Below are 24658 nucleotides of genomic sequence, written 5' to 3'. Positions count from 1 at the left end.
CATCCTCAAATGTTTTGGGGTAAAATAAAAGCCTGATCATAAATAATGATCAGGCTTCAATACTTGAATAATATAGCCGTTTACTTAGCAGGCGTAATTACTATTTTTCTAAATTCTATAGGCTGATGATCACCTTGAAGATAAATTGGTCCCGGTTCCCCTTCGTTGCTATCTAAAGCTCCACCAGTGATGCCTGGTATTTCCTGATTACTAATGATGGTTTTACCATTAGCAACTACGGTTACCATTCTACCAACCAATGTAATATCATATACTTGCCATTGATCAGGTCCAAGCGTTACCATTTCATTGGCTGTCAAAAATCCATAGATCCCACCAAACAAAACACTGTTAGGATGTGCATCTTTCGGACTATCTTCTATTTGCGTTTCATAACGACCTCTCAAATACACACCACTATTTCCTCCTTTTGCATATTTGAATTCAACATGTAGTTTAAAATCTTCAAATTTTTGGTCGGTTATTAAGTTAGATCCTGCTTTTGGGCTAGTTAAAACACCATCTTTTACTACCCATTGGTTTTTGCCTGTAGCCTTCCAACCGGTTAAGTCTTTTCCATTAAATAAATTGATCGACTTTCCCCATACCGGAGCAGCCGTTCTTTTCAAATAAGGAGCTTTTACGCCTTTCCAGTTGTACTTTTTACCCTCACTGGTCACCATGGTTCCCTGGATTCCGTCCCCTACCAATTCACCTTCTATCACAAAATTCTGAGTACCACTTTCCCATTGTGGTGGAATCTCGAACCTGAACTTACCATTGTCAAACTTTACCTCAGCAACCGGACGGGCACTACCAGAGGAAGCCACAAAATAGCCTACTAAAGTACGAAAGCCAGAAAGCTTTACTTCCAGCCATGACGGCGCAGATTTTCCGTTCTCATCAACAGTGATATCCCAACGACCTATCAGATCTTTGGGCGCTACAGCTTGTGGTTCAACAGCTATCTTGTTAGCCGATGCAAATAAACATTCGGCCGAACCTGCCATCAATAGGCAACTCATACCGAATACAATAAGATTTTTACGCATAAAATTAATTTTCGATTATCATTTGTCAACACAAGATATAAATTATTCTATCAAAATTACCTATTGAGAAACTTAATAAGCTGTAACTTGTTTCTTGTAAAAAATCAGACAAATGAAACTTCCCCAAATTGCAATATTAGATGATTACCAAAATGTAGCCCTTTCCTATGGCGATTGGTCCAGCCTACAGAAAACGACCAACATAGTAGTCTTTAATGACCACATCACAGATCAAACTGCAATTATAAAACGATTAATGCAATTTGATGTGATCTGTGTCATGCGCGAACGAACCCCCTTAACCAGGGAAATTCTTTCCCAGTTACCCAACCTTAAATTGATTATCTCTACCGGCCTTCGCAATGCCTCTATAGATGCAAAGGCCGCTGAAGAATTTGGTGTTACCATTTCAACGACCGGTTATCATGCAAGTGGAGCTCCTGAGTTGACCTGGGCTTTGCTGCTTGCCTTATCAAGACATATTGTTCCTGAATCCACCTCCTTACGCGAAGGGCATTGGCAAAAGGAAATTGGCGTAGACCTGAAAGGGAAAACTATTGGAATTGTTGGTTTAGGTAATATTGGGAGTGTAATAGCGCGGTATGCCAAAGCGTTTGAAATGGAGGTGGTTGCCTGGAGCGAAAACCTTACTTTAGAAAAAGCAAATGAGCATGGTGCAAAGTTAGTTAGTAAAGAAGGCTTGTTTAAGATGGCTGATTTTGTAAGTGTACACTTAATTTTAAGCTCAAGATCTAGAAACATTATTACCTCAAAAGAGCTTTCATTAATGAAACCAACAGCCTATCTTATCAATACCTCGAGGGGGCCATTAATCAATGAAACCGATCTTATTGCGACCTTAAAAAACAAAAGAATCGCTGGCGCCGCATTAGATGTCTATGAGATAGAACCGCTACCAACCAACCATCCCTTCCGATGGCTACCCAATTTATTAGCTACACCCCATATTGGCTATGTAACAAAAGATACGTATCAGATATTTTACGAGGATACAATTCTTAGAATTAAAGATTTTCTATCTTTACGAAAAAGATAAATAATAAAAACATTAAACATAAACTTTTGTTATTGTTATCCATTGAATACAAACTCTGTATCCAGCTCGATCCTAACCAGACACCATTAGTATTTTCTTAAGACCCTCGCCTTCCATTGTTTTTTTTTATTAAATTAAAAAATAATTATGATTCATCTATTTCAACCTATTGAAAATTTTGTCATCAAATTAGCGAAGCCCGAAACTGATCCTATAAATCAAGCTCGTGCTAAAATGCTTTCCTATATCCTGATACTATACCTCCCTTTCACAGCTATATTAACCGTTGCCTATATTTTAGGGGGGCAGACCTTACATCTGATCAGGGTTAGTACAGTTTTCCTCGCCGCTTTAATGCTTTTAGGTCTGATTTATTATACCCGCGCCTGGAGACTAGCTTCTCATATATCACTTTGTTTGCTCACGTTCGCCGTTTGGAGTAATTTATCGGTGTATGTGCAAGATATTAATGTAGAAACCCTGCAATTTATCTGGTTTGCCTGTGCGCTTAGCTTTTATATGCATGGTTTAAAATGGGGATGGTTTTATTCGGCTATTAACATATTACCCGTAATCATATACACCGGTATTGACAGCAAAAACTATTTCTACTTAGGATCTGGCCCACAAGAAGTTAATCAAGCCACCTATCTATTTGTCACAGCCTATAATTTTTTATTAATCGTCTATCTCCATTATTATTTTTTCAAAGCTTTTAATCGTAATTTCATTAATCTGACTCAAACAAAAAATGAGCTAAAGGAGCTGAACGAGAAGCTGAATACAACGCTGTCTGATCTTAAAAAAGTATCTAATACTCGAATGGAGTTTTTGTCGACAATGTCGCACGAATTGCGTACCCCTTTAAATGGCGTAATTGGTATATCCAATGCGTTACTACTACAAAATCCACGCGAGGATCAAGAGGAAAACCTTTCTGTTCTTAAGTTTTCGGCTGAAAACCTACTGTTGCTCGTTAATAATATTCTTGATTTTAATAAATTTGATTCTGATAAGGTTGAGCTGGAACACATTGCTTTCGACCTCTCCACCCTACTAAAAAACAACTACTGCAGTCTTAAACTAAAGGCTCAGGAAAAAATGCTGGATTTAAAACTCAGCATTGCTGATGAACTTGAAGATAAAATTGTAATCGGCGATCCTACCCGCTTAACCCAGGTATTGGTTAACCTATTAAACAATGCAATTAAATTTACAGAAAGTGGATATGTGGGCCTGTATACCGAAACTATCGACCTCAGTGATACGCTAATCACTATTCGTTTTACAATTGAGGATACGGGCATCGGCGTAGAACTCCATAAACAGCAGCATATTTTTGAGCCATTTACCCAGGCTTCAACAAGTACAAGTCGCCACTATGGTGGTACCGGTCTTGGCCTTCCTATTGTTAAAAAAGTCTTAAAAATGTTTAATAGTGATATTGAAATGGTAAGCAACGTGAATACTGGTGCAAAATTCTTTTTCGACATTACCTTTCCATATCTTGTTGCTGATTCAACGATCATTCATAAGCCGCTAGACGCGAAGTATGAATTGGCTCACCTTAAAATATTGGTTGCCGAGGATAACCCTGTAAATATTCTTGTCATAAAAAAAACACTTGAACAATGGAATATTGTCCCCACAATTGCTGAAAATGGACTATTTGCATTGCAAAAATTAGAACAAGGAGATTTTGATGTGATCTTAATGGATCTTTATATGCCCGAAATGGACGGCTATGAGGTAACTGAAGCCATTCGTAGTCTAAACAATAAGAAAAAGGCTAACATCCATATTATTGCGCTTACAGCGAGTGTAAACAACAATGTAGCGGAAAGGGTAAAAAAATCAGGAATGAACGACTATCTTTCAAAACCATTCGATCCGCATCATTTATTCCAAAAACTAAAAAAAGTAGGTATTGAAGCTCCAATAGTATATGGGACCTAAGAATTGTGCTTAAAACTTCTGTGGCATCATTATTGGAATATATTTAACAGCCTACCAATAATTTACAATCTTAAAAGCATCTTAAAATGGAAACTAACAAACCTTTTAACCCAACGCCTGTTACTTCAGACAATGGAAAAACAGCTGCTATATTGAGCTATTTCGGTATAATTTTATGGTTAATTGCCTACTTTGCACTGCATAAAGACAAAAAAACGGACTTTGGTAGTTATCATTTGAGACAAACTTTGCTGTTCGCAATCATATCAACAGTTATATACTTTGCACTCAGCTTTTTTCTGGGGATATTAATAGCTACTACAGGTATGTTTGGGATTATTTACCTTGCATACATTGTATACGTCGGCCTATTTATTATCTGGATCATTGGATTTATTGGTGTTTTAAATGGAGAGAAAAAACCAATGCCTTTGATTGGTGAAAGAGCACAAACCATGTTCCCTGAAATTTAAAATCAGGAACATAGTCCGTGTAATTAATACTACTCTACAATAAATTTCCCCCTCATTGTAGCAGCATGTCCTGGAAAAGAACAAATAAAATCATAGGTACCTTTTTCAGGGACTGTAAACTCAATTGTATCAGTTGCCCCACCTGGAAGTAACTTGGTATGAGCAATAATTTTATCACTTTCAGATTTAGGAATATAATCGTTGTCCTTTGCTGTTAACGCTTTTTTCACAAAATCGTCAATATCCGTACCTTTTTTTAACAGGATAAAATTATGGCCCATTGTATTTTTATCCATTGTACCAATGTGTGCAAATGTTAATGTAATTGGTTTTCCAGCTAATGCCTTTAATTCCGTTTTATCAAACTTCATCTCATCATGAGCTGATAAAGTTAAAGTATTGTTAATAGCCTCCGCCGCTGGTGGGACCATCATATCCTCTGTGGGTGGAGTTACTGGTTGTTTTTTGGTCTCATCATCACAACCGCATGAACTAAGTGTAAATGCAAAAGCCGCAACCAATGCTGTAATACTAAGGACTTTTTTCATTTTAGTAATTTTTAAATGCAGCCCTATAACATTACTATCTCAGTATAGTTTACTATTTTTTTGATTAGCCATGAATGGCTTCTTTGTTACCGAAGCTCTGAATCAGCTCGCCTTCAAATTCAAGCCACTCTTTCCATCTTTTATCTACATCAATATCGATGGTATATTTACGGGCAAAATTTAGAAACACCGTGTAATGTCCTGCTTCCGACACCATCAAATCATGGTAGAATTTTGCCAATTCGTGATCTTTAATGTTTTGCGACAATACACGAAAACGCTCGCAGCTTCTTGCTTCAATCATTGCAGCAAATAAAAGACGGTCGATAAAAGCGTTGTTCCTACTGCCATCTCTACGACTAAATTTAACCAGTTGACCTACATAATCATCTTTACGTTCACGACCAAGGGTGTAACCACGTTGATTGATAATATCGACCACCATTTGAAAGTGTTGCATTTCTTCAATTGCAATAGCAGTAAGGGCTTCCACCAAATCCATGTGCTCCGAATTATTGGCAATCAGGGTGATGGCATTAGTTGCTGCTTTTTGTTCGCACCAGGCATGATCAGTTAAGATCTCCTCTAAATTTGATTCAGCAATGTTTGCCCAACGTGGGTCTGTCAATAATTTTAATCCAAGCATAATGATAATATCGTCTTAGGGCCAAAATTAGGAAAGATTTCAGTACCTATAGCTATATTTGAAAATAATCAAATAGGTACATGAAGAAACCGTTATTACCGTTTTTAGGGATAATTTTTATCCTATCCAGTTGCTACAATAGTGAGATAGATCGTGATGAAACTGCAACAATGTACCAAGCTATCAATAAAGGGGATACCGCAATACTTAAAATAAAACTGACCGATAAGGAGTTCTACGGCCAATATGAAGTCAATTACCATGGCGCATACAAAGATTCTGGTGGTGTTACGGGAATTATAAAAGGAGATACTTTAAAGGGGACCTACCGATTCCAACATTACGGAATAGAAAAGTGGCATACCGCTCCAATTGCGTTATTAAAAAAAGATGATCAGTTAATTATGGGAGAAGGATCTCTGGAAATTTACATGAACATCCCCTATTTCAAAAAGCACATTCCAATCAATTATAAAAATCCAAAGTTTGTATTTGAAAAGATGCGTTAGAGTTACCCATTTTTCCTAATAGGTTAACTTTTACGGGTTTCAATTGTTACTTATTTAATGAATGGAATTAAGGAAAAATTTACCAGAAAGCAAGAGCTCCTCCATGGACTAATCCATGGTATTGGGGTACTATTTGGTGTTAGCGGTTTGCCCGTACTCATCGGAATAGCCACAGCCCATAACAATGTACCTGCCATAGTCGGAGCTGGTATTTACGGCTTTTGTTTCCTCATGCTATTCACTTGTTCAATGGTATACCACCTGGCTCTAGAATTTGGGGTAAAAAGACTCTTTGAAATCCTTGATCACATCAGTATTTACTTCCTTATTGCTGGAACTTATACGCCTTTTTTACTGATCTATATGAACAATAGTTTCGGGATCATGTTGCTTTGCATATTATGGGGACTTACGGTTGTGGGTATATTTTTTAAAATATGGTACACCGGTAGATACAATATCATTTCCACGATCATTTACCTGCTAATGGGATGGATGATGTTAATTGGCGGAAATAAGTTTTTTGCAGCACTTCCAGATTCAGTGATTATCATGTTGTTTATTGGCGCTGGCTTTTATTCCATAGGAACAGCTTTTTATCTATTTGGTAAACGGCCCTATTCTCATGCATTATGGCATGCAATGGTATTGGCAGCAGCTATCTTTCATTATGTAGCAGTGTTGCTTTCCATGTAGCATTTACCGTAATTTTATTCCCTTTAATAATAAACCTTCATGCTCATCTCTTTGGGTTACCAAACCCTTTTTTTTGTATAAACTGGAAAGCTAATTAAGTATGCGTATCTCCAATCGATTAAAACCGTTAACCTCCTTACCTTTCCTCATTTGCTTAGCACTATTGATACTTAACGATTTCTATCTAAAAGAAGCTTTTCATAATACTTTCACAGGCAAACTATCAGATTGCTGTGGATTATTTATATTCCCGATTTTCTGGTCAGTCTTGTTCCCTAAACACAGACTGCCAATATTTGTCCTTACCGGATTGCTGTTTATATATTGGAAAAGCAGCTATTCTTCAATATTTATTGATTTTTTCAGTACCTATTTCTTCCCCATTCAACGAGTAGTAGACCCAACTGACCTTTTGGCTTTGATTGTTCTGCCGCTAGCTTGGTATGCTTTAAATGGCCTGACTTTCAACATTAACTTAAATCCTCAATTTATCGCCGTGTTGGCATTTTTCGCCTTTTGCGCGAGTAGCATGCCTAGATATATTCAAAGTTTTGAGCAGCCACAGTATGTACTTTTTAAGTCTAACGTATTGCCCGATTCCAATTATTATGAAGAAGACTTTAGGATTCACACTTTCGATTCGTTACTCGTAGTTGAGGTGAAACAACTAGAGACTACCAGACGACCTGTTAAAAGCGACGACTACAATAAAAACCTTTTCCTTACCAGTCTGGATGAGTCTCTACACAATCAAATGCCAAAAATTGAAAGTCTAATGCCTCCGGGAAAGATGACCTACCTTACACTTAAAGCCCCGAATTATGAAGACTCACTCCGATTCAAAGGCGGCCGTTTGGATGGAAAATTCATCAGGAAAAATGGCGATACTACGCTAATAGAAGGTTTTTATAAAAATGGGATCGAAGACTCCATATGGACCTATCGGGAGCATGCAAATACTGTCGTTACTAAAAAGACCTTCATTAAAGGAGAAACCACTCAAATTCAAAAATTCGAAGGGGATCGGATGATTTTTTCTGACAGGATTAATACCCGAGCAGATACGATTACCATGAAGTATATCCAACTCGCCGTATTGACAATGCTGGTCATTTTGATGATTATGCTCATCGTAAAAAACTACCGCAAAACTTACCCAGAAGCAGTACCGATGAAATGGGGTTGGAAATATTTTTTATGCTTTCTCCTCCCTATTTCAGTTTGGCTGGCACAGATGGGCATTACCGTATTCATAACTGATCATTACTCCACGCCTTTCGATTTTATATTTAACTTCATTATAATTTATCTCATTACGCTCCCACTTTTTATCGTAACCGCATCCTGGATTAAATGGAGAAAGGAAATCGACATCCTCTGGTATTGCCTGTTATTTGCCTTGATTTACACCATATTTCTGGAATCCCAAATGCTAGTAGCACTGTCTTCTACAGTTTAATCCAATGATGCATTCCCTATAGAAGTCCTTTTTATCGGGTCTGAAACACCGAACACAAGCTCAAGATCCTATAGATAACCTATCATAGGTTTATTAAATCTATTTGTAGATTTGAGGCAATATGAAAAACACAGAATTAAGAATTTCCAATTATTGCATGAATAAGGAGGAGTTGTTTCAGGTGCTTTGTGGGCCAGATATTGACTTTGCTGAAGACTTTACTCCAATTTCCATAACTAAAGACTGGCTAGTTAACAAGTTTAGATTTAATGACAATGGTGGTGGTTACTATCAACATCCTGAATACAATTTCTTCTTGTATCATATTGAAGAAGATGAATATTTTGAGTGCTACAAGCAAGTACCAGCGAATGATGACTCAGGAGATTATAAAACACTACAGCATGTTCATAAATTGCAAAACCTATTTTTTGAACTGTTTGATGAAGAACTAGAGGTTAGAGAATAGAAATCTGAATAGATTTCTATTCTCCTTTTCTTATGGCGCTATAATAGTAAAAAGATAAACCATAAATACCACTAACAACACAACTCCTTGCAACACATTAGTACGCCCAGTTGCCAACGAAAGCATGATGGTAAACTGCGCCAATAGCAGCAATACCGTAGCCTTCATATCAATTCCCAACGTGATAGTCATTCCAGTTACGATAGATACAATTGCGACAGCTGGAATGGTTAAACCGATACTTGCCAGTGCAGATCCTAATGCCAGATTCAAGCTTGTTTGTAAACGGTTCTTTCTAGCTGCACGATAGGCTGCAAGACCTTCCGGCAATAATACTACTGCTGCGATGATCACCCCAACTAATGACTTTGGCGCGCCAAAGTTCACTACCGCATTTTCTATATCAGGCGCCAGTGCTTTTGCTAACAACACTACAACGCCCAGGCATAAAACCAATAAAAATGTACTTAACAATGCAACCTTATTCGTTGGCGGTTCAGCGTGTACTTCTTCATTACCATCAGCATCTGGTGGTAAAAAGAAATCGCGGTGTCTCATGGTTTGAACCATTACAAAAGCACCATACAATACCAAACATACCACAGCTACAAAGATAAGTTGAACCTGAGAGTATTCAGGACCTTCCTTACTGGTGGTATAATTTGGAAGAATCAGTGTCAACACCAATATGGCTGTAAGCGTAACCAAAGCCGCACTTACCCCAGGCAAGCTAAACACCTGTTCCTTAAACTTTGCACCCCCTACCAGTAAGCACAAACCAATAATTCCAGTTAAAATAATCATCACCGCAGCCAGAACTGTATCCCGGGCAAGTGCAGCCGTATCCGGACCACCAGTGAGCATCAGAGAGACAATTAATGCGACCTCAATTACCGTAATGGCAAGGGCCAATAGCAGGGTACCAAATGGCTCGCCCACACGATGTGCGACAACTTCAGCATGGTGCACCGCAGCAAGTACTCCTGCAATCAGGACAGCTGCAAGAAAAAATATATAGAAAGTTCCCAGGTCCAAGGAGTTGCCAAAATACGCTAACCAGGCTACTATTGGGGATATAATCGTCCATAAAGGCAATGGTAATTTTTTCTTCATCAATTTGGGATTAAGTAAAATATTGAACGCCAAAACTAAAACTACAATTATTGTGCTGAAAACCATAAATAGGAATGTAACGTTTTAAAACACTATCATTTTTATAATACCTACCTACTATTTATACTATTATGATGATGCTGATTTTTTAGGGAATTTTGCCCCGTCAAAAAAACAACAAAATGGAATACAGAAAATTAGGAAATACAGATTTAGAATTGTCTACAATTACTTACGGTGCATTTGCCATTGGCGGTACCATGTGGGGTGGAAATGAGCAGAAAGACTCTATAGATTCGATCCATGCTTCTATAGACAATGGTGTCACCACTTTAGATACCGCTCCTTTTTATGGTTTCGGATTAAGTGAAGAATTGATTGGAAGGGCTTTAAAAGGAAAAGACAGGACCAAAGTACAGCTATTAACCAAGTTCGGTTTAGTTTGGGATGGCAGCAATCAGGGCAAAGGCGAGCATTTCTTTGATTTAGACGAAAACGGAAAAAGTACCCCGATCTATAAACTATCCTCAAAAGCGAACATCATCAAAGAAGTAGAAGAAAGTCTGAAACGTTTAAACACAGATTACATCGATCTGATCCAACAACATTGGCCAGATGCGACTACCCCCATTGATGAAACAATGGAAGCTATGGAAAGCTTGATTAAACAAGGTAAAGTTCGTGCAGCGGCTGTCTCCAATCACAGCGTGGATCTGTTAAAAGAAGCCAGCAAAACATTTATCCCAGCTTCAAACCAAGTAGGTTATAGTATGCTCAACCGCGGCATCGAAGATGATCTTGTACCTTACTCGATAGCAAACAATATTGGAATCATCGTTTACAGTCCGATGGAAAGAGGATTACTTTCTGGTAAATATTTCGAGAACGAGAAGCTTAAAAGCGATGACCACAGAAATGGATATTTTGGTCAATTTGATTTAGAAAAAGTAAAGGTGTTTCTGGAGAGTATTGGTCCAATTGCGGCCGAAAAGAATGCTAGTCTTGCTCAATTGGTGTTACGTTGGACAAGTTTGCAAAAAGGCATCACCATCGTATTGGCTGGTGCGAGAAATGCAGCACAGGCAGTTTCCAATGCCGAATCAATGAATTTTGATTTAAGTAGCGAAGAGTTAAGCTTCATCAATGCTGAACTCAGCAAAATTTAAAAAAAGCTGGCGCGAGATTCTGAAATACATTCAGAATGACGGACATTTTATAACGAGTTTACAAAAAGAGGGCGATCATCATCGCCCTCTTTTTTTTGCAAAAATAAAACGTTAACTTTCTTATATGCAGCAACAAATACACAAACCACTCCATAAAACAAATCTTAATTCATACCATAATGAGCATTTCAAAAGTACTGATGACAGCTCTACTCTTAGGGGTAACTGGTTTAATTGCATGTCAAAACAATACGAAATCTCCTAATGATATGGGAAAGAAGAAGGAAAAAATTGAAATAGACAGCGCTGAAGTGCTTTCGGAGAAGGTTTTAACAGTTGAACAGCAGGCTGAACTGACCCCCGACACGGTTATAGCCATCCTAAAAAAAGGAAATGAAGATTTTGTTTCTGACGCCCTAACCGTTCGTAACAATTCAACAAGAATTCGTCAAGCTGCATTAGGACAATACCCTAAAGCTGTAATACTATCCTGCCTGGATTCCCGCGTGCCCGTAGAAGATGTATTCCATCGGGGAATTGGAGACCTCTTTGTCGCTCGCGTCGCCGGAAATATTGTAAACGAGGATATCCTGGGAAGCCTGGAGTATGCCTGTAAAGTATCTGGCTCTAAGGTTATTGTGGTTTTGGGACATGAGCATTGCGGAGCGATAAAAGCAGCGATTGACAATGTTAAACTTGGAAACATTACCGCTTTACTCTCAAAAATTCGCCCTGTAGTCACTGCAGATACCCCATTCGAAGGAGAAAAGACTACCAAAAACAAAGAATACGTTGACCACATTTGCCTGGAAAATGTAAAACTCAGTATCCATAACATTAGGGAGAAGAGCCCCATCTTAAAGGAAATGGAAACAAAAGGGGAGATTAAAATCGTTGGTGGTATCTATAAAATGGAAACTGGCAAAGTAGAATTCTTCGAGCTACCATAGGTCTATTAAAACCACAATAGCACTTCGTGTACGATAACTTATATGTTTTTATTGTAATTTATCACTAATTATCAAACGGAATATGCTATTATTGTATGACCAAATATAGCCACCATGAAAAAGTTCATACATTGCATCACCGCCCTGCTGTTATTTACTATTGCTGTACACGCCGAAGTTAAGCTTCCCCGATTGGTAAGCAACGGAATGGTATTGCAAAGAGATCAAAACGTTAAGATTTGGGGTTGGGCCGATATTGGAGAATCCATAACCCTAACTTTTAAAAACAAAAAATACACTACAAAAGCTGGTTCTGATCACAAATGGACCATAAATATTGAACCACAGCAAGCTGGTGGGCCATTCCATATGCAGATTAACAACATTGACCTTCAAGATTTGCTGATAGGTGATGTTTGGCTGTGTTCAGGGCAGTCCAATATGGAAGCTACCATGGGTAGACCTAACATCAAAGCAAATTACCCTCAAATTATTGAGCAAAGTAATTATCCAATGATCAGGCAATTTCTGGTTAAAAGAGACATGGCTTTTAACCCAATACCAGATGTAAGTAGTGATAACGGCTGGGTAAGCGCAAGCCCCCAAACGGTTTTGTCTTTTTCGGCAGTAGCTTATTTTTTCGCAAAAGATTTGTATGAAAAATATAAAGTACCAATAGGCATCATCCATTCAAGTGTAGGTGGCACACCAGCCCAATCTTGGGTAAATAGCGAATCCTTAAAAACTTTTCCGGATTACGACAAAGTAGCCCAAAAGTTAAAAGATACTGCCGAAGTAGCTCGTATATTGAATGAACATCAATTAAAATCAAAAGCCTGGTATAAATCAATAAAAGAAGATGATTTAGGAATAAACGAGAAGTGGTTTTTAACCCCTTATCAGGATGCAGCAAATTGGCAAGAAATTGCAAGCTTAGCGCAGCTAACTGAAAAAATAAAAACACCAAAATATGGCTCCATATGGTTTAAAACTGAGCTAAATGTCCCTGAGCATTTAGCGGGAAAAGCCGCTAGTCTTTCTTTAGGAATAATGCAGACGCAGGATGAAACTTACCTAAATGGGCAAAAAATAGGAGCTATAAACAGCGGCTATACCAACCGTAATTATCCCATCAAACCTGGAATACTAAAAGCAGGAAAAAATAGCATCACCATCAGACTGATCAGTCCAACTAATGCAATTGCTTTCAATCCAAAAAACAGCTACCAACTCAAATTTTCGGATGATTCCATACCATTAAATGGCACCTGGAAATTCAAATCCGGAATTGAAACCGCAGTTTTACCTAGAGGGAATGGATTATCAGGCCACAGCCCTACAGCCTATTATTATGCTATGATTAAACCCCTTTCTGATTACAGTATTAAAGGGATAACCTGGTATCAAGGCGAAAGTAATACCCCTAAACCAGAACAATATCAAGCTTTACTAACCTCCTTAATCAATACCTGGCGCGAGGATTGGCAACAAGCAAACTTGCCGTTTTTGTTTGTGCAATTGGCCAATTATTCAAGTACAGGTATAGAACCACTCCATAGTAATTGGGCCTTATTGAGAGAAGCCCAGATGAAGACCTTAAAAACACCACACACCGCCATGGCGGTTATACACGATATTGGAGAGAAAGACGACATACATCCAGCCAATAAATTAGATGTAGGAAAGCGCCTGGCTTTAGCGGCAGAGCGAGTTGCCTATCACGAAAACCTTGTCTTTTCTGGTCCCATTTACAAATCAGCAAAAATTCAGGACAAGCAGATTTACGTTTCCTTTGATCATATTGGAACAGGGCTAAAGTGTGTTGGCGAAAAATTAAATCTATTCAGCATATCTGCAGATGGAAAAGAATTTGTACCTGCACAAGCCAAAATAGTAGGAAAACAAGTCGTAGTTTGGAACGATGCCATTACCAAGCCTATCGCTGTGCGTTATGCCTGGGCAGATAGTCCCGATGGTGCCAACCTTTACAATAACGAAGGCCTACCCGCTTCAAGTTTTAAAAGCAATTAATCATTTCTAAATCTTAAAATTTCCTAATGAATTATCAAAAGATACTGTTCACGATCTTGTCAGTAGGCCTATCCTTAACTGCTACCGCTCAAAGTTTCAAAGTCGATCAAAGCTTAATATCCACCCCACTTACAGACAGCACAAACTTCTCCTTACTAAATTCGCGTTTGGGCAGTCGCTTTACTTTCTCTTTGCTCAATGAAAAACAAAGCATGCAAACCGGTAGTTTGGGTTTCGATATGGATGAGCAAACAGGTTTACTGATTGGCTTAACCGTTAACCAAAAGACATATTGTTTTAGAACCACAAAGCTACCTAGAAACGCTAGCTATTTTAAAAACCAACAACTCCGATTCGGACCAACATCCATGCTCCTTACCGGAGAAACACCCGAAGGCCTTAAAGTTAATTTTACACTGATTTCTTCCTTTACATCTTCAAAAGATCTAGCGGATAGTTCGGCCATAAAAACTCAGATCTTCCCTGGCTTTTACTTACAGATTAATGTAGCAAACGAAAGCAAAACCGCTGTCGACTGTAAACTAAAAGTTGGGATCGCTAAAACACCTGTAAAAGGCTTCAACTTCATGAGCCTTGAACCAATGAAACCAGACAATACAGAGCAGACAGTTCTATTTAAAGATAACGCCAACTTAAATGGTAAACTGGCCCTGACAGCGATTAAAACCCCTGCGAAAGGGACTTTTAGTGACAATGGTTTTGGTGGATTATTTTATGAATTCAACCTACCTCAACAAGCTAATAAAGAGTTCAATCAAATTTATGCAACCCATCACAATCATACGGTGATTGAGGATAAACGAGTAAACCTGCCACTCAAATTTTACTATACCCATTACTGGAAAAGCATAAATGAGGTTTTACAATATGCTACAGAAAATTTTGAGCAAAACATACGCCTTACCCAAAAATTTGAGGATAGTTTAATGAATGGAGCTTTAACGGATCAGGAGAAATGGGTTTTAGCCTTAACTTTTCATACTGATTTAGCAAACACCTACTTTTTATTGGATGAACATAAAACAGCCAGATTTTATGTTTCAGAAGGCAGATTTAAACACCTGAGTACGGTAGATGTAGCCCACGAAACTGAAGTAAGTGCTATTTTTTGCCCTTGGCGCTTAAAACTTCAACTGAGCCAATGGACAAACTATATCGCCCGGACAGAACTTACAGTACCAGCCAATGCAGTTCAAAACAAACCGGCCTACCAGCAAGGTATGACTGCCGCAGAATATGGCCCTTACTTGTATCATGATGTGGGCGATTTACCTTTTGTAAGTGAAACAGCCAACTACAACTACGGTCCCCATATGGCCGTAGAAGAAAATACCTCCTTCGTATTGTTACTTTATTACTATTGGAAAATCAGTCATGATGATGCTTTTGTAAAATCTATGCTGGGTACAGTTGATGTCTTACTACAATCTGTCATCAATAGAGATACCAATGGAAATGGAATCGCCGATAAGGCCTACGGCTGGACCACCTATGACGCCAATGAAGCACTCAAACTTTCGCCAGACAACACATTCTTAGGCGCCAAACAATTAAGCGCCTATGCGGTAGCTGCCGAGATGTTCAGCGCTTTATCTAATAAAGCCCAAGTTCATGCCATAGATGCCACAAAAAAAGGCGTAGTTGATGGAGAAGGTGCCGGTTATAAAAACATGGGTGTTGCCGTAAATAATGAAGGCTTAAGAAATAAACAAGCACTTCAGTTTGAAAAAGAAGCCAACCTCATTCTCGCCACCTTAAAAAAAGCACAACAGAAATACGGGTTTATTCCGGTAAGTTTAGATGAAGGTTTCCCTAAATGGAACCAACGTTCGGTAGTGATTGGCGAGGGTCTATTTTTACCAGGTCTCGTTGCCTGTAAATCGCCAATACTCCAGCAGCTAGCCGCAGTACTGAAAAAAGATTACGCAGCAACGTATGCACAAAGCATAACCGACTATGGCATTAAATTAACCACTCAGGAAGGCACTACCTGGTTTAGCAAAACCATTGTCGCCGATGTAGTAGCGGCGCAATGGTATGGCATTAAACATTCCTCAGCCCACTACGTTTACCAATGGAACAAAAATAGCCCATATGCGTACAATGATGGGTTGCTTAAAAAGGATGACGTTTGGATTGGCTATTGGTATCCTAGAGGGATATCGATATTGGGCTATTGGTTAATCCGATAAATCTGTATACCGCTTTTCCAGAAAGTTTTTCATAAAAAGATTTACCTCCCATAAGTCGCTAACTGGCTCTTGATTAAATGGCAATTGCGGCATATAGGGATAAGGACCAAATTCACAAGTAACAGTTAAGGTCTTGGTTTTCAAATCGGAGTGACGTTGTACAATAGCATCCCACCACTCACAATGAAAATCAAGTGCCTCTTTCCATTCTGGGGCTGCCGGATGATTTACCTGGGGACCACCAGGAAAGCCAACGCGGGAATGAAAATGATCTGTCCGATCGATAGCCAGTTGTAGCACTTCTTGTTGGTCCTGCAGATACGACTCAGCCACACAGCACCAATGAGAAAAATCTGCAGTTAACCTTAAATCAGGAAACTGATGTAAATACGGAGCGGTAGCCGAAGTGCAAAAACTAAATTTACCACGATGCGTTTCGTGTAGTATCCTTACATCGGTTTCTTTACTTATCCTGGCTGCTAGCGCAATCAACTCACTATTTTGGTCGAACGTAAAAAAGTCCTTCCCCGTTTGCGAATTGATTAAGACAGGCTTTGCAGTCGCTAAAGCATACAATCGTGCTTCATATTGTTTAACGTGCGCTGCAAAATCTGCGGTAGCAGTTTCAAAATGCTGACCAATCCAACGCAAACCATTATTCTTTAATTGCGTAAACATGTCCAATTGCTCCTCTTCCTCTGCTGGCAAATTTGCCTCTACCCCTGCATAACCGGCAAGCTTCGTTTTCTCTGCAAAATCAGCCCATGATAAATGCCTATTCCCCCATCTGGGGATATAAAATTCAATTTCCATTCGATAATTCATTTGTATTTAGGTACTGTGATTGATATGCTGTGGGGGTTACCCCCTTCAATCGCTTAAACAAGCGGTTAAAATAAGATGGGTTGTTAAACCCAGATTCAAAGGCCACCTCAGCAATTGTCAAATCTCCTTTTAACAATAATTTAGCTGCATTCCCCAACCTAATCTCATTCATAAAATCGACAAAAGTCTTCCCCGTTTTCCTTTTAAAATACCTACAAAATGCAGCAGTGTTCATACTACATCTTAAAGCAATATCATCTAGGCTCAAATCTGCTTTAAAATTGTCCAGCACATAATCATAAACCGCATCTATTTTTTCAATGTCGTTGCTTTTGTACTGATGCGCATAACCTATACTACATAAATAATCATAGGGTTTCTCCGTTGCAATACTCAATAAAATAGCGGTTAGCGCTATAGTCCGCTGCGATTCGTTAAGCGTCAAAAAATCAATCAACTTTTGTTGTAAATCAGAATGTGGCTCCCGAATATGGATGCCCCTTTTAGCATCATTCAGTAAATCAAGAACAGGTTTCATCGGTGGAATTTTAAGAAATTCATTCCCAGCATAATCCTGATTAAACCTAATAATAATGGCTTCCGCACCCTTCTCTGCTGTGTCTTGATAATAACTACTGTGGTTACGCCAATAATGTGGTAAACGCGAACCCAAAAGGATGATTTCACCCGGTTTAAATTCAGAGATGTAATCACCAATAAATTTAGTTCCTTCACTTTTAATCACAAAAGTAATCTCCAGCTCATCATGAAAATGCCAGGGATTTGCAAAATAACTGACCTGCTCTCTTCTTGCATCAATATGAAATTTACTGTAAGCCGGAACTTTAAGATGAAGTGCTTTCATTGCACAAAAATTAATCATTTAATCCTATAAAACACCATAAGCGCAAAATTTGTTCTACATAAAGCAAAATTAGCGCTAAAGCCTGCTCCGTTTTTATCCTAGCTTCGTTTAAACCAAATATTTAAACACAACAGAATGAGGTCTTCATTCTATAATTGAACGACATGAAAATCTCTTACGGATGGAAAATATGCATCCTCCTCTTTTTTAGCACCACGATCAATTACCTGGACAGGCATGTGCTCAGCATTTTGGCGCCAGAACTGCAACATTTGTACAATTGGAGCGAAGTAGAGTACAGCTATATCGTAACCGCATTCCAGATTTCGTACGGCTTAGGAGTAGTCCTAACCGGAAAATTATTAGATAAGTTTGGCACCAAATGGATCTTCGCTATTGGCGTAGCCTTATGGAGTGCCGCAGGCATGGCCCATGCTTTTGCAAAAGGAGCAGTTGGTTTTGCAATGGCCCGTTTCAGCTTAGGATTGGGAGAATCTGTTAACTTCCCTGCCAGTGTTAAAACAGTGGCCGAATTATTCCCCGCTTCTCAAAGGGCCTTTGCCACCGGATTTTTCAATGCAGGTTCAAATATTGGTGCCATTGTAGCTCCTCTATTGATTCCTTTTATTGCTTATAAATTTGGTTGGCAATGGGCCTTTATCCTAACCGGAGCTTTAGGTTTTATATGGATGTTTTTTTGGATGATCACCTATAAAACACCCGAAAAAGCACCTGAGCTAATTCCTACCCAAGCTTCCCAAATAAGTCAAGAAACACCAAGCCCAAAAAGCTGGAAACAAGTCGTTTTCAAAAAGGAAGTATTAACCATCTGTCTGGTTCGGTTTATTTCCGATCCAACCTGGTGGTTTTTGCTATACTGGCTGCCTAAATTCTTAAACGAAACCAAAGCAGTAAGTACTGGCTCCTTAGGCTGGCCATTAGTTACGGTTTACGTATTGGCAGATATCGGCAGCCTTGCAGGTGGCGCCTACTCTTCCTATTTGATTAAAAAAGGCAAAAGCGTATATGCAGCCAGAAAACAAGCACTATTGGTATGCGCCTTAATCGGCTTATTGCTATGCGGAGTTGGCTTTGTCGATAATTTATGGATGGCAGTAGTCCTGATTGGCTTAGGAGCGGCAGCGCACTGCGGTTGGACAGCAAATATATTCGCTACCATTACTGACGTTTTTCCATCAGACGAAGTAGGTACAGTGATGGGCGTAGCTACGCTTTCCGCTGTAAGTGGTGGCATTGTCTTATCCCTGCTAACCGGACGAATTTTAGCACTCACAGGCAGTTATAGCAGCATATTCCTGATCGTTGGCTGCACCTATCTAATAGGCTACACCCTACTTACCCGTTTAATACCCACAATAAAAACAAATCAAACATAAGAAAATGGATTATAAAAAATTAAGTGCAGCAGACCAAGCCCTCTTTAACGAAAATGGCTATGTATTGATCAAAGGAATGCTAAACCCCGAAGAGGTAAAAAAGCTATATGACATTGCCATTCACGACCAGGTCATCAGCAATAAATCATTTGACAGAGGCGATGCTAACGGCCTTAGAACTAAATTGGCTTTGTGGTATTCCTTAGCAGATGATGCCTATAGCTTATTGGCACGTTCTAAACGAATTGTCGAAGGCGTCCAACTTTTATTGGAAGGCGAACCTGCACATTTTCATTCCAAATTGATGCAAAAAGAACCCAAAGTTGGGGGGGCATGGGAATGGCATCAGGATTACGGCTATTGGTACCGTGATGGTTTCCTATATCCGCAGATGTTAAGCGTGCTCACGGCATTAAGTCCGGCCACTAAAGAAAATGGTTGCTTACAAGTTATTAAAGGCTCACATCTAACCGGAAGGATCGAACATGGCTTTAGCGGAGAACAGGTTGGTGCCAATCAAGAAAGAGTAGATGAGCTATTGAAGCGACTAGAACTGGTGTATGTGGAAATGGAAGCTGGAGATACATTGTTCTTCCATAGCAACACCTTACACCGTTCAGATGCCAATCTTAGTGATGCACCACGATGGTCCTTAATCTCGGCCTATAATCTCATTAGTAACAAGCCTTACAAAGGAAATTATCCATCCGCAAGCGAAGCGATACAAATGGTAAATGATGAAACTTTATTAGCCTCAAACACTGAAGGAATACAAGAAGATGCCAATTTTTTAATTAAATAAACAGCAGCATTCTTTTTATATATTTAAGTTTTTATTAACGGATTTAGTAATACTTTTACAGAAGAATTCGATATGCGCAAATGAAAACAAATATGCAAACTGGTGTAAAGGAAATAGCGAGGCGGGCGAATGTTTCTATAGGTACTGTTGATAGAGTATTACATAACAGAACAGGTGTTTCAAACACAACCAAGAATAAAATATTGGCCATCATGAAAGATCTGGATTACCAGCCTAACATTTTGGCACGTAGACTAGCCTCTAAAAAAGTATTGCGCTTTGCCAGTTTAATTCCCGCTGTTTCTAAAGAAACAGAATTTTGGGATGCCCCGATTAAAGGCATCGAAATGGCCGAAGCCGAGATCAAGCAATTTGGAATTGTGATTGATAAATATTTTTATGATCAGAATGATAAACAGTCTTTCGTAAATCAAACGAAAAACATCCTTAAAGCTGAGGTTGATGGCATATTGGTTGCCCCCATTTTTATTGAAGAATCACTAGCCTTTGCTAAACTTTGTAACCTTAAAAAAATCCCACAGGTTTTCATCAACTCTGATATTCCAAATGAATCCAGACTGAGTTACATTGGTCCGGATTTATTTCAAAGTGGACATTTGAGCGCCCACATGGTCAACTACTTAGTCAAAGAAGGGGATAAAATTTTGATTGTAAACATCTCCAAAGAGATCGATAGCTATCATCACTTGTCGCGAAAAGAAGAAGGTTTTAGGGCTTACTTCAAAGCACATGAAAAGCAGGTTCGAATTGTAAAAACCGACATTACACCCGATACCGATTACCTTTCAGTAGCCAAGCGATTGACGGAAGTATTAAGCGAGCATACCGATGTTAAAGCCATTTTTGTAACCAACTCCAGGGTTTTCTCTGTCGCTCAATTCTTAGAAAAAACAAATCAGGAACATGTTTTTTTAGTGGGCTACGATTTCCTACCCCAAAGCATCGAACACTTAAAAAAAGGAGTAATAGATTTCTTAATCTGCCAAAAACCTCAAGAGCAAGGCTATAAAGGCATCATGGCCCTATATCAAAACCTGGTGTTAAATGGCGAAATAGAACCTACCTATTACATGCCAATTGACATCATCACGAAAGAGAATTATAAATCATATAGAAATTAACAGCGCCTATAGCGCTGTTAATTTTTTATACCTTAATAAGGCTTCTAAGTAATAATAATCTGCATAAACAATTGGGGTATTGATCTCAGATTTTGCTGGCTTATGCCCTACCGAATGTTTTAAAATAAAATTATTGTTCTCATTCAAATTCGCCGTATAGGCCGGAGAAGCTAAACTAGCCAACATTTGCTCGGCCGTAGAGAAATACAAATCTTTGTTCTTTTTGCTAAACGTACTCATTTCTAAAAATGCAGAAGCAAACACAGCTGCTGCCGAAGCATCTCTTTCTTCGTTTGGTCTATCAAAATCCCAATAAGGTACTTTATCCGCAGGAAGATTTGGATGCTTGATGACAAAATTAGCGATCCCCTCAGCCTGTTTAAGATACTTCTTATCCTTCGTTTCTCTATACATCATCGAATACCCATACATTGCCCATGCTTGTCCCCTTGCCCAGGCAGAAGAATCTGCTGCACCCTGGTGCGTTTTTTGTCTATAAACTTTGGTCCCTGGCAAATAACAAACCACATGATAACTGCTAAAATCTTTTCTGAAATGATGTTTTAAAGTATTGTCTGCATGCGTTACCGCGATGTTGTACAATCTTTTGTCTTTTGATTGTTTAGCAGCCCAAAATAAAAACTCCAGGTTCATCATATTGTCGATAATCACCGGATATTCACAATCCGCATGTTTATCCCATGATTTGATCAAACCATAAGCAGGATTAAACCTGGTCGCCAATGAATTTGCACCAGTAACCATCGGCTCTATATACTCCTTATTTTGAGTCAAGCGGTAGCCATTTCCATACGGACAATACAGCATAAAACCTAAATCATGCGTCCTTGTATTGTGCTTTTCTTTATCTAAAGCTTTTGTCCATTTATCTGCGGCAGCTTTCCAGTTCGCCCCGCCAGTGTATTCATATAAATACCATAAAGATCCGCCAAAAAAACCGCTACACCACCATTCAGAAGTCCTGTCATCAGGTGCTCCATTCGGTTTTGTAGACTGTGGAAATTTGGTTAAGTCTGGGTGACTGGCCAACATATTGGTGTATTGCTTAGTCGCAAAGTCAAACGCTCTATCTACGTCTACCAATGGCTTTTTCTGGGCAATGCCATTCGCAATGATCGAGGTCATTAAAATAAAAAGTACAACTATTTTCTTCATGTCTGGATGGATACTATACGTTAATATTGGGGTTTAATTAAATTGGAAATTTACAGTTGCACCTTTCTGATCTCCTTGTGGCAGACTGATCGGAAAAGGTTCCTTGATTTCAAGAAATTCAGAACTAAAACTGATGTGTAAATCTGTTAATTTCTGAGTGGGATCTGAAAGATATAATATGGGATTTTTTGTCTTCAACGCTTTGATTAATAAAACACAAGGCTGATCAACAGTCACAGAAAAATTTGGCCTTGTCAAACTACCCGCCTCATAAAACACCACCTGAACCATTTGCAAATCTTCATTTTCAACAGCCTGCACAAGAGGTGTATTTTCTAATATTTTGGTATTCAAAGCCTTGTTACTTTTCATCTCATTTTCACTGATATTTGGTTTTACAATATAGGCATAAGATCCTTTAACTGGATCATGGTCATGATTAAGCCATAACTTAAACACCTTTCCTTGCACCACATTTTTCGATCTATTGGCATTGATTAAGCTCCAGCGACCGCTTTGCTTTCCGCTAGTCCATTTGATATCGCCCTGGTTTGGAAAATAATAACCCACGCTATCCTGCCAGATTCGCTTGATATCTTGATCAAAAACCCTTACCGGCCCCTTTGCCCAAGCTTGATTAACCGTAGTCGTAATCGCTTCCTTAGCCAAACTATTGATATCAGCACCTAAACAAACCACTTCATCATCAAAGAAAAACCATGCTTTTTTTGCAGTCACCTCATCATAATCCAATTGATAAACCGTTGTGCCATATACCCCGTCAGATGTACCTCCAATAAAAGAGCCTACTCCTCTTTCTCCCCACTCAATCGTAGTTCTTTGATCTACCTTATAATCCCTACTGGTTACACCCGGAATTTTATCCCATTCCCAAACCGGCATGATATTATAATACTCTGCACCGCTACGCTGGATATTGGTAGAGCCATCAGGTAAAAACTTACCAATTAAATTCTCATTATTTCCAAATTCCGTTCTAACGGTACGTCTGGAAACGGTCCTTACGTTAAAGGAATAAGCCGGCCGATTGTGGAGCGTATAGTCGCTCTTATAAAAATGAGTATGGCTAGGTTTGATTCCAAAAGAGGGCGCTTGAATTTGCAGAATTCGTTGCTCTGCCTCATCTAACACCATTGTATTTTTTGGATTTACTTCTTTTGCCAACGCCAATAAGCTGTGTGTTCCTGCTTTCGATGTAATATTGTTTTTATCTAAAACATCATTTCTCGAAATCCCCCGGCCCTCAGTATTAAAATCAATATACCTGCCCCTAATCGTCTTTAAATAAGTACCGATTAAGTACTGATCCAGTATTTTTAACTTTTCTGTTGGGAGCGCATAACTGGTTCCCAATAACCAGGATGCCACCTTATATTCGCCATTTAAAAACACCTGACCATAGCTCGCGATCTGCAATTGCGGCCCATGCTGCAAATAAGAATAATCGTATTGTAAGCCTTGTCTATTGCCTAAGGTAATGGGTTTAAATGCCTGATCAACGGCCGAGTCCATCAGTGTTTTATCTCTGGTTAGACAAGCCCGATACATCATGTGAATAGCGATATCCGATTTATTAGCACCAGCGGCCCTAATCACATCCCCTTGCTTCATCAAGTTGATCAAGGAATCCTGTAAAGTTGAGGGTACCGTATTGCTGCTTTTTAAGAGCATCAAGATCTCCCCTATAGCTGTCGGAGAAGCAATGTCATTTTGAAACCAATTCTTACTGCTCGGGCGTTGCTGTGCCCAATACCGCAGAGCGTTGATGGTTTGCGAAGCCAATTTCTTATCCCCGGCAGGCCCTGCGTCGTTTAAAGCTAGTGCAAATTGCTTAATTCTATTTAAATGGACCAGCGGGGCCCAACTCGTTTCAGCTTTAGAGGAATAATCAATCCCCAACCAACGTCCATCATTTTGAATCGCTAATGCATTCTTTTTGAGGTCCTCATTGAGCTGATTGATTTCAACTTCGGCTTTGATATACTTCGTGGTTCTGGATTCAATGATTTGAAATTCATCCTGACTATGGGCCTTACTTATTGTAAAACAAACCATAGCCAGGACGCTATAAAATATGGGTAACCTCATTTAT

Annotated in this window: 22 protein-coding genes; 14 read left to right on the top strand and 8 right to left on the bottom strand. The window is 39.0% G+C overall.

All coding sequences use genetic code 11. The features are described 5' to 3' along the window. Positions 1-80 precede the first annotated feature (80 nt). Entirely contained in the window at positions 81-1025 is a 945-nt protein-coding gene (locus FBD94_RS05220; RefSeq protein WP_235884375.1) for a 3-keto-disaccharide hydrolase, read from the bottom strand. A gap of 139 nt (positions 1026-1164) precedes the next feature. Between FBD94_RS05220 and FBD94_RS05215 the strand changes: the two genes are divergently transcribed. The 3 genes from FBD94_RS05215 to FBD94_RS05205 all read left to right on the top strand — a co-directional run bounded on the left by FBD94_RS05215 (position 1165) and on the right by FBD94_RS05205 (position 4538). Beyond that, positions 1165-2109, top strand: a complete 945-nt coding sequence (locus FBD94_RS05215; RefSeq protein ID WP_136879377.1) for a D-2-hydroxyacid dehydrogenase family protein — start codon at positions 1165-1167, stop codon at positions 2107-2109. Positions 2110-2256: 147 nt separating this feature from the next. Continuing rightward, the gene (locus FBD94_RS05210; protein WP_136879376.1) at positions 2257-4065 is read left to right on the top strand and encodes a response regulator; all 1809 of its coding nucleotides are present in this window, start codon (positions 2257-2259) and stop codon (positions 4063-4065) included. A gap of 86 nt (positions 4066-4151) precedes the next feature. Then, complete coding sequence (locus tag FBD94_RS05205; protein WP_136879375.1) at positions 4152-4538, top strand: hypothetical protein; 387 nt, start codon at positions 4152-4154, stop codon at positions 4536-4538. A gap of 29 nt (positions 4539-4567) precedes the next feature. On the opposite strand, the gene FBD94_RS05200 is transcribed toward FBD94_RS05205, so the two are convergent. Next, complete coding sequence (locus FBD94_RS05200; RefSeq protein WP_136879374.1) at positions 4568-5086, bottom strand: plastocyanin/azurin family copper-binding protein; 519 nt, start codon at positions 5084-5086, stop codon at positions 4568-4570. A 64-nt stretch (positions 5087-5150) separates the two neighbouring features. Further along, positions 5151-5732 carry a tRNA-(ms[2]io[6]A)-hydroxylase gene (gene miaE / locus FBD94_RS05195; RefSeq protein WP_136879373.1) on the bottom strand — a complete coding sequence of 194 codons (582 nt, stop codon included), beginning with the start codon at positions 5730-5732 and terminating at the stop codon, positions 5151-5153. An 80-nt stretch (positions 5733-5812) separates the two neighbouring features. Here miaE and FBD94_RS05190 point away from each other — a divergent pair, with 80 nt between their 5' ends. The 4 genes from FBD94_RS05190 to FBD94_RS05175 all read left to right on the top strand — a co-directional run bounded on the left by FBD94_RS05190 (position 5813) and on the right by FBD94_RS05175 (position 8865). After that, the gene (locus FBD94_RS05190) at positions 5813-6241 is read left to right on the top strand and encodes a hypothetical protein (RefSeq protein ID WP_136879372.1); all 429 of its coding nucleotides are present in this window, start codon (positions 5813-5815) and stop codon (positions 6239-6241) included. Positions 6242-6298: 57 nt separating this feature from the next. Next, entirely contained in the window at positions 6299-6937 is a 639-nt protein-coding gene (gene trhA, locus FBD94_RS05185) for a PAQR family membrane homeostasis protein TrhA (RefSeq protein ID WP_131606584.1), read from the top strand. A 529-nt stretch (positions 6938-7466) separates the two neighbouring features. After that, positions 7467-8396, top strand: coding sequence for a hypothetical protein (locus FBD94_RS05180; RefSeq protein WP_136879371.1), 930 nt, complete (start codon positions 7467-7469; stop codon positions 8394-8396). 157 nt (positions 8397-8553) lie between these two features. Then, the gene (locus FBD94_RS05175; protein ID WP_136879370.1) at positions 8554-8865 is read left to right on the top strand and encodes a hypothetical protein; all 312 of its coding nucleotides are present in this window, start codon (positions 8554-8556) and stop codon (positions 8863-8865) included. Positions 8866-8895: 30 nt separating this feature from the next. On the opposite strand, the gene FBD94_RS05170 is transcribed toward FBD94_RS05175, so the two are convergent. Then, positions 8896-9978 (bottom strand): calcium:proton antiporter, encoded by a 1083-nt coding sequence (locus FBD94_RS05170; RefSeq protein WP_136879369.1) that lies wholly within the window; start codon positions 9976-9978, stop codon positions 8896-8898. A gap of 182 nt (positions 9979-10160) precedes the next feature. Here FBD94_RS05170 and FBD94_RS05165 point away from each other — a divergent pair, with 182 nt between their 5' ends. From FBD94_RS05165 to FBD94_RS05150, 4 genes are all read left to right on the top strand, one after another. Beyond that, positions 10161-11144 (top strand): aldo/keto reductase, encoded by a 984-nt coding sequence (locus FBD94_RS05165; RefSeq protein WP_136879368.1) that lies wholly within the window; start codon positions 10161-10163, stop codon positions 11142-11144. A gap of 179 nt (positions 11145-11323) precedes the next feature. Beyond that, positions 11324-12094, top strand: coding sequence for a carbonic anhydrase family protein (locus FBD94_RS05160; RefSeq protein ID WP_205945839.1), 771 nt, complete (start codon positions 11324-11326; stop codon positions 12092-12094). 114 nt (positions 12095-12208) lie between these two features. Next, positions 12209-14125 carry a sialate O-acetylesterase gene (locus FBD94_RS05155; protein ID WP_136879367.1) on the top strand — a complete coding sequence of 639 codons (1917 nt, stop codon included), beginning with the start codon at positions 12209-12211 and terminating at the stop codon, positions 14123-14125. A 26-nt stretch (positions 14126-14151) separates the two neighbouring features. Continuing rightward, a complete protein-coding gene (locus tag FBD94_RS05150; protein ID WP_136879366.1) occupies positions 14152-16338 on the top strand; it encodes a glycoside hydrolase family 52 protein in 2187 nt (728 codons plus the stop codon). Here FBD94_RS05150 and FBD94_RS05145 read toward each other — a convergent pair. After that, positions 16327-17151 carry a sugar phosphate isomerase/epimerase family protein gene (locus tag FBD94_RS05145; RefSeq protein ID WP_136879365.1) on the bottom strand — a complete coding sequence of 275 codons (825 nt, stop codon included), beginning with the start codon at positions 17149-17151 and terminating at the stop codon, positions 16327-16329. The genes FBD94_RS05150 and FBD94_RS05145 overlap by 12 nt on opposite strands. Further along, positions 17141-18028, bottom strand: a complete 888-nt coding sequence (locus tag FBD94_RS05140) for an AraC family transcriptional regulator (protein WP_169472221.1) — start codon at positions 18026-18028, stop codon at positions 17141-17143. Before FBD94_RS05140 ends, FBD94_RS05145 begins: the two co-directional genes overlap by 11 nt. A 164-nt stretch (positions 18029-18192) precedes the next feature. Here FBD94_RS05140 and FBD94_RS05135 point away from each other — a divergent pair, with 164 nt between their 5' ends. The 3 genes from FBD94_RS05135 (at position 18193) to FBD94_RS05125 (ending at position 21369) form a co-directional block, all read left to right on the top strand. Further along, on the top strand, positions 18193-19425 hold the full coding sequence (locus FBD94_RS05135; RefSeq protein ID WP_136879363.1) for an MFS transporter: 1233 nt from the start codon (positions 18193-18195) through the stop codon (positions 19423-19425). A 4-nt stretch (positions 19426-19429) separates the two neighbouring features. Continuing rightward, positions 19430-20227 (top strand): phytanoyl-CoA dioxygenase family protein, encoded by a 798-nt coding sequence (locus FBD94_RS05130; protein ID WP_136879362.1) that lies wholly within the window; start codon positions 19430-19432, stop codon positions 20225-20227. An 80-nt stretch (positions 20228-20307) separates the two neighbouring features. Further along, positions 20308-21369 (top strand): LacI family DNA-binding transcriptional regulator, encoded by a 1062-nt coding sequence (locus FBD94_RS05125; RefSeq protein WP_136879361.1) that lies wholly within the window; start codon positions 20308-20310, stop codon positions 21367-21369. Positions 21370-21375: 6 nt separating this feature from the next. On the opposite strand, the gene FBD94_RS05120 is transcribed toward FBD94_RS05125, so the two are convergent. Together FBD94_RS05120 and FBD94_RS05115 are read right to left on the bottom strand one after the other, a co-directional pair. After that, the gene (locus tag FBD94_RS05120) at positions 21376-22545 is read right to left on the bottom strand and encodes a glycoside hydrolase family 88 protein (protein ID WP_136879360.1); all 1170 of its coding nucleotides are present in this window, start codon (positions 22543-22545) and stop codon (positions 21376-21378) included. 33 nt (positions 22546-22578) lie between these two features. After that, the gene (locus FBD94_RS05115; protein ID WP_136879359.1) at positions 22579-24654 is read right to left on the bottom strand and encodes a polysaccharide lyase family 8 super-sandwich domain-containing protein; all 2076 of its coding nucleotides are present in this window, start codon (positions 24652-24654) and stop codon (positions 22579-22581) included. Positions 24655-24658 lie beyond the last annotated feature (4 nt).

Source organism: Pedobacter hiemivivus (genome assembly GCF_005144565.1).
Classification (GTDB): Bacteria; Bacteroidota; Bacteroidia; order Sphingobacteriales; family Sphingobacteriaceae; genus Pedobacter; species Pedobacter hiemivivus.
Note: the sequence above shows the minus strand (reverse complement) of the source record. Positions and strands in the feature narration are given on the sequence as shown.